Origin of the sequence: Williamsia sp., assembly GCF_016462415.1 — a bacterium.
GTDB lineage: Bacteria > Actinomycetota > Actinomycetes > Mycobacteriales > Mycobacteriaceae > Williamsia_A.
Map to the genome: position 1 here is coordinate 28543 of NZ_JAEMTF010000045.1, position 7126 is coordinate 35668.

8 protein-coding genes are annotated in these 7126 nt (G+C 65.0%); 4 read left to right on the forward strand and 4 right to left on the reverse strand.

Annotated elements, in window-relative coordinates:
* Positions 1 to 162 precede the first annotated feature (162 nt).
* Positions 163 to 1272: a glycosyltransferase gene (locus JHC79_RS12660; protein WP_296391263.1), complete on the reverse strand. Its 1110-nt coding sequence runs from the start codon at positions 1270 to 1272 to the stop codon at positions 163 to 165.
* A 311-nt stretch (positions 1273 to 1583) separates the two neighbouring features.
* Here JHC79_RS12660 and JHC79_RS12665 point away from each other — a divergent pair, with 311 nt between their 5' ends.
* The 3 genes from JHC79_RS12665 (at position 1584) to JHC79_RS12675 (ending at position 4304) form a co-directional block, all read left to right on the forward strand.
* Entirely contained in the window at positions 1584 to 2441 is an 858-nt protein-coding gene (locus JHC79_RS12665) for a TylF/MycF/NovP-related O-methyltransferase (RefSeq protein WP_296391265.1), read from the forward strand.
* Positions 2442 to 2550: 109 nt separating this feature from the next.
* Complete coding sequence (locus JHC79_RS12670) at positions 2551 to 3324, forward strand: SGNH/GDSL hydrolase family protein (protein ID WP_296391267.1); 774 nt, start codon at positions 2551 to 2553, stop codon at positions 3322 to 3324.
* Positions 3325 to 3719: 395 nt separating this feature from the next.
* Positions 3720 to 4304 carry a hypothetical protein gene (locus JHC79_RS12675; RefSeq protein WP_296391269.1) on the forward strand — a complete coding sequence of 195 codons (585 nt, stop codon included), beginning with the start codon at positions 3720 to 3722 and terminating at the stop codon, positions 4302 to 4304.
* A 30-nt stretch (positions 4305 to 4334) separates the two neighbouring features.
* Here JHC79_RS12675 and JHC79_RS12680 read toward each other — a convergent pair whose 3' ends face one another.
* A complete protein-coding gene (locus JHC79_RS12680) occupies positions 4335 to 5222 on the reverse strand; it encodes a sialate O-acetylesterase (protein WP_296391271.1) in 888 nt (295 codons plus the stop codon).
* Positions 5223 to 5327: 105 nt separating this feature from the next.
* Positions 5328 to 6380, reverse strand: coding sequence for an LLM class F420-dependent oxidoreductase (locus JHC79_RS12685; protein WP_296391272.1), 1053 nt, complete (start codon positions 6378 to 6380; stop codon positions 5328 to 5330).
* Positions 6381 to 6575: 195 nt separating this feature from the next.
* Here JHC79_RS12685 and JHC79_RS12690 point away from each other — a divergent pair, with 195 nt between their 5' ends.
* Positions 6576 to 6800, forward strand: a complete 225-nt coding sequence (locus tag JHC79_RS12690; protein WP_296391274.1) for a hypothetical protein — start codon at positions 6576 to 6578, stop codon at positions 6798 to 6800.
* Positions 6801 to 6829: 29 nt separating this feature from the next.
* Here the strand turns inward: JHC79_RS12690 and JHC79_RS12695 are convergent.
* Positions 6830 to 7126: hypothetical protein (locus JHC79_RS12695; RefSeq protein ID WP_366782720.1), on the reverse strand; the 297-nt coding region annotated here is incomplete at its 5' end.

Below are 7126 nucleotides of genomic sequence, written 5' to 3' on the forward strand. Positions count from 1 at the left end.
GCCGACCGAAACGGGAGGCGATGTCTCTCGTCAGCCGGTCTCGGCCGGACAGGCGCAGGTTCCCGCGGTCTCGGTGAGATGCGGTGGTGGCGGCCGCCGGACGACGCCGACGGGGTCGAGGTGAACCGCTCATCGATCGTCCAGACCGAACGGGTCGGCCCCTCAGCGTGCCGCGTCACGACCGGCCGCCTTGGCGAGGATCGCCTCGTACGCCGAGCACACGCTGTCCCAGGTGAACGAGGTACGAGCTCGCTCCGCCGCGCGTGCGCCCAGGAACTCACGCGTCTGGTGATCGTGGATCACGGCGGACAGCTCGGCGGCTATGGCTGTCGGGGTCGGCTGGCAGAACACGGCCGCGTCCGCCAGCACCTCGCGGTTGAAGACGGTGTCGCGCGCGACTATCGGTGCACCGCATGCCATCGCCTGGACGAGGGCGGGGTTGGTGCCGCCGACGCTGTGCCCGTGGAAGTAGACGGCCGCGTTCTGCCACAACGCGAACAGGCGTCGATCATCCGAGATGTGTCCGAACCACTGCACCCGCGGATTGCGGTCGCGCAGCGCTCGAACCGAGTCCTCGATCGGCCCCCCGTACCCGGAGGAACCCACGATGACGACGTCGCACTCGGCGCTCAGCTCATCGACCGCCGCGATGAACTCACCGACCGTGTTCTCGGGGACGAACCTCGCAACCATGAGCACATACGGCCTGCCCTCCAATTCCGGAGGCGGCGGCAGCCGCTCGGGCGCGGTGGCCCCGTACGGGATGTACGTGCCGCCTCGTCCCATGACGTTCTGCCAGTACGCGTCGATCTCGTGCGCGTCGCAGATCAGGTGATCGGCGAACGTCGCGGTCATCCGCGCCCCGGCCCGGAACGTCGTCTTGGCCAACGCACCCCACTTGTCGCGTTCCCATTCGATCCCGTCGACGTTCACGACGGTCGGAATGGAGCGGGATCGGAGCAGGGGCAACCAGAATCCGTTGGCCACGTTGAGCACCAACGCGACATCCGGTGCACGCCTGGCCGCATTGGCGGTCGCGGTCGCACCGAAAGTCAGTGTGCTGAGCGAACGACTTTCGATACCGCGGGTGTGTATCTGTTCCACGCGGCGATCGGTCTCCGCGAATTCTTCCAGATCCCGACGTCGCCCATAAACCGCGACGTCCCATCCCCAGTCGGCGAGGTATGGCGCCAGGTGGCGGACAAGGGTCTCGAAGCCGCCGTAATAGCTCGGGTAACCGCGAGATCCGATTATCACAACCGACGGCTTCATCGCACGATTTCCTCCGCGATCCTTCTCCGCACAACGACTTCTCTCCGGGACAACATGCAGTGCAGGTATCGGACGGACAAACCCGCCGAATTGGCTGTTTGAGCAAGCATACGACCGAACATCGGCTTCCGAGGGGCGACGGAGACCATTCCGCGATCACCGACGCCGAATTCCATTATCGGAAGCGCGCGACGAGCGATAACTTGCGGCTCGATGTATCCAATTCCGTTGACGCGGTGGCAACATGAGTTCTCGGCAAGGTTCTCCGCCAAGCGACGTGGATGGCCACTTTCGTTGCTAGGATAGTTTCGATGAACGACCCGAGCACCGAAATTGCCGAAATTCGACGGCTCTACCTCGAGATCGTCAAGCGCAGCCTCACGGGCGCGCTGGCAGAAGACAATGACTCGGTTCTGGGTGGGGTCAGGTGGAAAGGAAATCCTTCCCGAATAAAACGACTTGCGAATGCCGTTGCCGGTTTCGCCGATCGTTTCGACGTCGAGATCGCCATCAAGAGGCCGTACGACGCAGAGCGTCGGGAAGCCGGTCTCGATTGGCCGTCGCGAGCCGAATCGATGATCGGGTTACGTCGGATGACGAATATCGAGGAATGCATCCGGGCCGTGATCACCGATGAGGTCGAGGGCGATCTCATCGAGACCGGCGTCTGGCGTGGTGGCGCGACGATCTACATGAAGGCCAACCTGCGGGCGTGGAACGACACCACGCGAACGCTCTGGGTCGCCGACTCGTTCGAGGGGCTCCCGCCACCGGACGCGACGCGATATCCGGCGGACACGGGCGACCGAAACCATGAACTCGGCGGGCTCGCCGTTGGCGCACAACAGGTCCGACACAACTTTGATCGCTACGGTTTGCTCGATGACCGGGTGAGGTTCCTGGTCGGTTGGTTCAAGGACACCCTCCCCACCGCTCCGATCGAGTCCCTCGCCGTGATGCGACTCGACGGCGACATGTACGAATCCACGATTCAGGCGCTCGACTCGCTGTACCCAAAGCTGTCGCCGGGTGGTTTCTGCATCATCGACGACTACGGCAGCCATTCGTCGCAGGCCGGTAAGGCGGTCCGCGACTACCGCCGCGACCACGGGATCGACGACGAGATCGTCGACATCGACGGGTCAGGGGCGTTCTGGCGTAGGTCGTGAGACGCCTCGATCGCCGGCGGGACACTCAACTCGTCGGCACCGCCGCGCTGCGGGGTGTCGACTCGTGAGCCAAGATGCACGCATGCTCCGCTCGACACCGAGATCGACCGTGACCGCCCGGGTCTCGGTCGTCGTCGGCGTCGCCATCCTGGCAGCGGGTGTCGCCGTCGCGGGCAATCCGGAGCCGCAACCCGACACCGATCGTCCGGTTCGGGAGGTGGCCGCTCTGATGGATCCCGGCCACGGGCAGTCGTACGCACTCGCGTTCGGGGACTCGTATTTCACCGGGTCGCAGGACGTGACCCAGGCTCAGACCTTCGGCCGACTGGCCTTGAACAGCCTCGGATACTCGGTCGCCATCAGGGGGCACGGCGCCACCGGATACGTGACGGGGTCCCACATCGACGGGTGGCCCAACTACGTCAGCCAGGTGAGCGACGACTCGCTGTCGAATCTACCGACGGAAGCCATCAAGGTCATCGTTCTCGAGGGCGGCATCAACGACGCGATAGTCGACGTCGATCCCCGTCTGGTGCAGCTCAATGCCAACTGGGTGATGCGCACGCTGCGGGCGCGTTATCCCGACGCCGTCCCGGTGGCACTGGGGGTCACGCCCGACGAGTCCGGGATCCTGAGCGGCAAGCGCCTGGCGATCACCGACGCCATCGCGCGCGCGGCCGCGGCCGCCCAGTGGCGTTTCATCGATGCGCGGTCGATGATCACGCCCGATCGCGCCGGTCAGATCATCGGCGCAGACCGCCTCCACCCGACCCCGGCCGGCCACCGACTCCTTGCTGCCGCGCTGCGAGAGATGTTGGTGGATGTCGGCGTCCCTGCGATCGCACCCCCGGCCTCGCCACTCGATGCGGCCGCACGCAGGTAGGTCCCGCACCACGCGGACGGAATATATTCTCCCTCGATCGGATCCTTTGTTGAGGGATGCGAAATATGAAGCAGAACAATGTGATCGTGAATGATTGTTGAATACAAAGATCTTACTGCGGGAAACAATCCTTGTACGTCATGGTGGACCCGGGTCCACCGCTGCAGCAAAGTCGAGATTTACTCTCCGCCAACAAGATCGACGAGAGTCTCGATCACGTAGATCAAACGGATGAATAGCGTGGAAGTAAGAGCCGGTGGCGCCGCGTCGGGGCGAGTCGGCTCGCTCACAGGGTGTGAAAATGTTCAGACTGTGTTCTAAGCTACAACCCGGTTCAGTCAATTTTCTGGGGCAGGTTGCTCCGCACATTCGGGGGTTCGGTGACAATCGACTACATGACTCTGACGAGTCTCGAACGGCAGCGCTCACGGTCGTCGCATCGCCGGACGGTGGCGGGGTTGAGTTCGGCGCAGACGTTCGTCGGTTGCACCGGGAACACCGCTGCGAGCGGTAGTGATTCCGAACTGGATCGGGTGTTCGCCCGCAGCGGCGACGAACTCCGCGCGGGCCGCTTCTCCGCCGGTTACCTCGTGCCGCTGGACGAGCTCCCCTCGGAGCTCGAGCTGGTTCCGGTGGCCAAATGCGGTGGCATGCGCACGATCACCACGTCCGACTTCGCGAAAGGCCGGTCTCCCGAGGACGTCGCCTGGGCCGTGAAGGCGATGTACGAAGAGGTCCTGCCCCGTGTCGCGCAGAAGGGCGACGCCGAGCGCCTGCTGCAGGAGTTCGACAACAGGCAGGGCCGCACCGGATTTCGCAGCATGACCAGTGCCTACCGCTGGTTCTTCGGCGACATGGCCATCACCACCGACATCGCCGACGACGGCACGCTGCTGATCGTGAACGGGGCGCATCGTCTGTGGGCCGCGCGCCGGATGGGCATCACGCACGTACCGGCACGGGTGTTCCGACTCTCCTGATCGACGTCTCGGAGCGGCCCCGACCAGGGGCTACTTTCCGACCATCTCCGCGTAGGCCGCGTACATGCGCCGGCCGATCTCACGTCCCGCCTCGGCGTTGAAGTGCGGGTCCTCTCCACCGTTGAGCATGCCGTCCGGTGATGGGACGAATCGCGCGTGCGCGAAGCGGTTCGGGGTGTCCTGGTGCACGGCGTCGATACCCGCGAGCTTGGGCGGACCCTTGCGCATGTACTCCGGGCTGAGCTGTCCGAGTATGAACGGCACCGGTCCGTAACGGACTCGCAGTGACGCGATCAGCAGGTCGAACTGGGCCTGGTATTCGTCAGACGGGGTCAGCGGGCCGTCGGACTCGCCCTGATGCCACAGGATCGCCGACAGGGGCTGGCCACTGAACGCCAGAGCGGAATCGATCTGCTTGCACGCGTAGCGGAACAGGTTGACCCGCACGTCGGTGTTGCCCGGATCCCAGGAGTAGCCGTTCTTCGGATAGAACGACGTGTCACCGCGAGCGGTCGGCACCAGCAACACCGGTGTGCCGCTCGCCTCGGCCACCAACGAGCCGAACTCGGTCGCGAATCCGACGCCGCTGGTCGGCACCTCGTGGAGCAGCGGGTCACGCGCCTCGAGCGGCTTGCGCCCACGGTAGCGGCCGCACCCGGGCCACTGGTGCACACGCGGATCCGGTTCCCGCGCAGCGACACCCGGCGCCTCGATACCTGCGCCCGCGGCGTTGGACTGACCGAGGATCGCGACCACCGTGTACGGCTCGTCGAACGGCTCGACCGGGGCGCCGGTGGCTATCGCCTTCTTCACGATCGTCTTTGCGCGCTGCAGCATCCGCAGCTTCCAGGGATACGTGCCGTGGATGGCGCGGTCTTCGGCGTACGTGCGCAATACCGGATCGAACGGTGACGGCATGGTGATCCTTCGCGGTCAGTGAGTCACCACAGCTAAGCATCCTTAGCGCGCGTTTGCTGCCCGCACTGCAGCACTACTGCAGGTATCGCATGTCGCCCACGGCGTCTAGCTGATCATCTCCTTGAGAAGACGGATCTGCTCGACGTTCGCGGCGTGGTCGGCGGCCATCGGGGTCGCCAGCGCCATGGTCACGCCACCGGCCTCGAATGCCTGTACTCGATCCTTGACCTCGTCGGCCGAGCCGATGAGCGAGATCTGGCGGACGAGATCGTCGGGAACGGCGGCCGCGGCCTCGTCCTTCTTGCCGTCGAGGTAGAGGTCCTGGATGGTCTTGGCCTCGTCGACGTAGCCGTAGCGCACGGCGAGGTCGTTGTAGAAGTTCTTGCCGCGGGCACCCATGCCGCCCACGTACAGCGCCACCTGGTGCGAGACCAGCGTGCGCGCGTTGTCCTTGGCGGTTTCGTCGTCGCTGATGAGCAGCGCGGTGGTCACCGAGATCTGCAGGTCACCCAGCTCGGCCTCACGCTTGGCCTTTCCGGCCTTGAGCGGTTCGCCGAACGCGGCGTCGACGTGATCGGGGTGGAAGAAGATCGGCTGCCACTCCTCGAACTTCTCCGCGGCCAGCGCGACGTTCTTGGGACCGATCGCGGCCAGCGCCATCGGGATGCGCTCGCGAATGGGGTGGTTGATGAGCTTGAGCGGCTTGCCGAGGCCGGTGCCGCCGTCTTCCTTGTTCAGCGGGAGCTTGTAGTACTTGCCGTCGTACTCGAGGCGCTCACGGCGCCACACCTTGCGGCAGATGTCGGCGTACTCGCGGGCCCGGCCGAGCGGGGCGTCGTACTTCACGCCGTGGAAACCCTCGATGACCTGCGGCCCGGACGCGCCGATGCCGAGCACCGCGCGGCCACCGGAGATGTAGTCGAGACCGGCGGCGGTCATCGCGATGTTGGTGGGCGTGCGCGTGAACAGCGGCAGGATGCCGGTCGCGAGCTCGAGGGTCGTCGACTTCGCGGCGATGAACCCCAGCTGACTCACCGCGTCGTAGCTATACGCCTCGGGGACCGCGACGCGATCCAGCCCGGCCTTCTCGAACTCCAGCAGGTTGTTGATCGTCTCGCTGAAATCTCCGGCGTAGTTGATGCCCATACCGATCTTCACGCGAACCGCCCTTCCTCGACGTCGTCGTCGATCTTGCCCGACGCGCACATCGCGACCGAGGCCGCATCCACCATAACTTGACTTACGTAGGAAATGCGCCCGAAGCGTTACGAGCCGTCGCCGCCTCCGCTCCGAATGATCTATAAGTGCATCTGCACGAGTCGGGGTTACCCTCGAGTGATTAGGGAGATGCCCATGGAGCAACACCACGTCGAGCACCACGCGGCGCAGATCGTCGCCGCAATCGACGACCTCATGCGTCGGAGCGTGGTGCCGAAGGATGCACTGACCGTCTCCGACGTGTGCAAACACGCCACCGAACCGATCGGCAACCTCAGCACCCTCGGCGAGGTGGACCGAAGTCACGTCGTCGCACGTGTCGACGAGGTGCTGCGTATCCGCGCCGGCGGGGTCTACTGACCGACCGCGCATTCCGCGTCCTATCGCAGCTACCGCCTGCGCACTCGCCACGCACTCACCGCGGCGATGAGTACGGCCGCCACCGACAGCAGGTCGGACTCGGTGACCCCGTGCTCGAGATTCACACTGATGAGGATGTGGCCCTCGATCGGCCCATTGCACAGCGCCCACATCACCGCGACCACGACCACCACCGCTGACGCCCGCAGACTCGGGCGCGCCAGGCACCAGGCAGTGCTCACGAACAGCAGGTTCATGATGACGAGCGCGTAGAAGAAGTTGGTCGCAATGGGCATTGAATCGGGCCTGCTCGTCGTGGCTTGCGA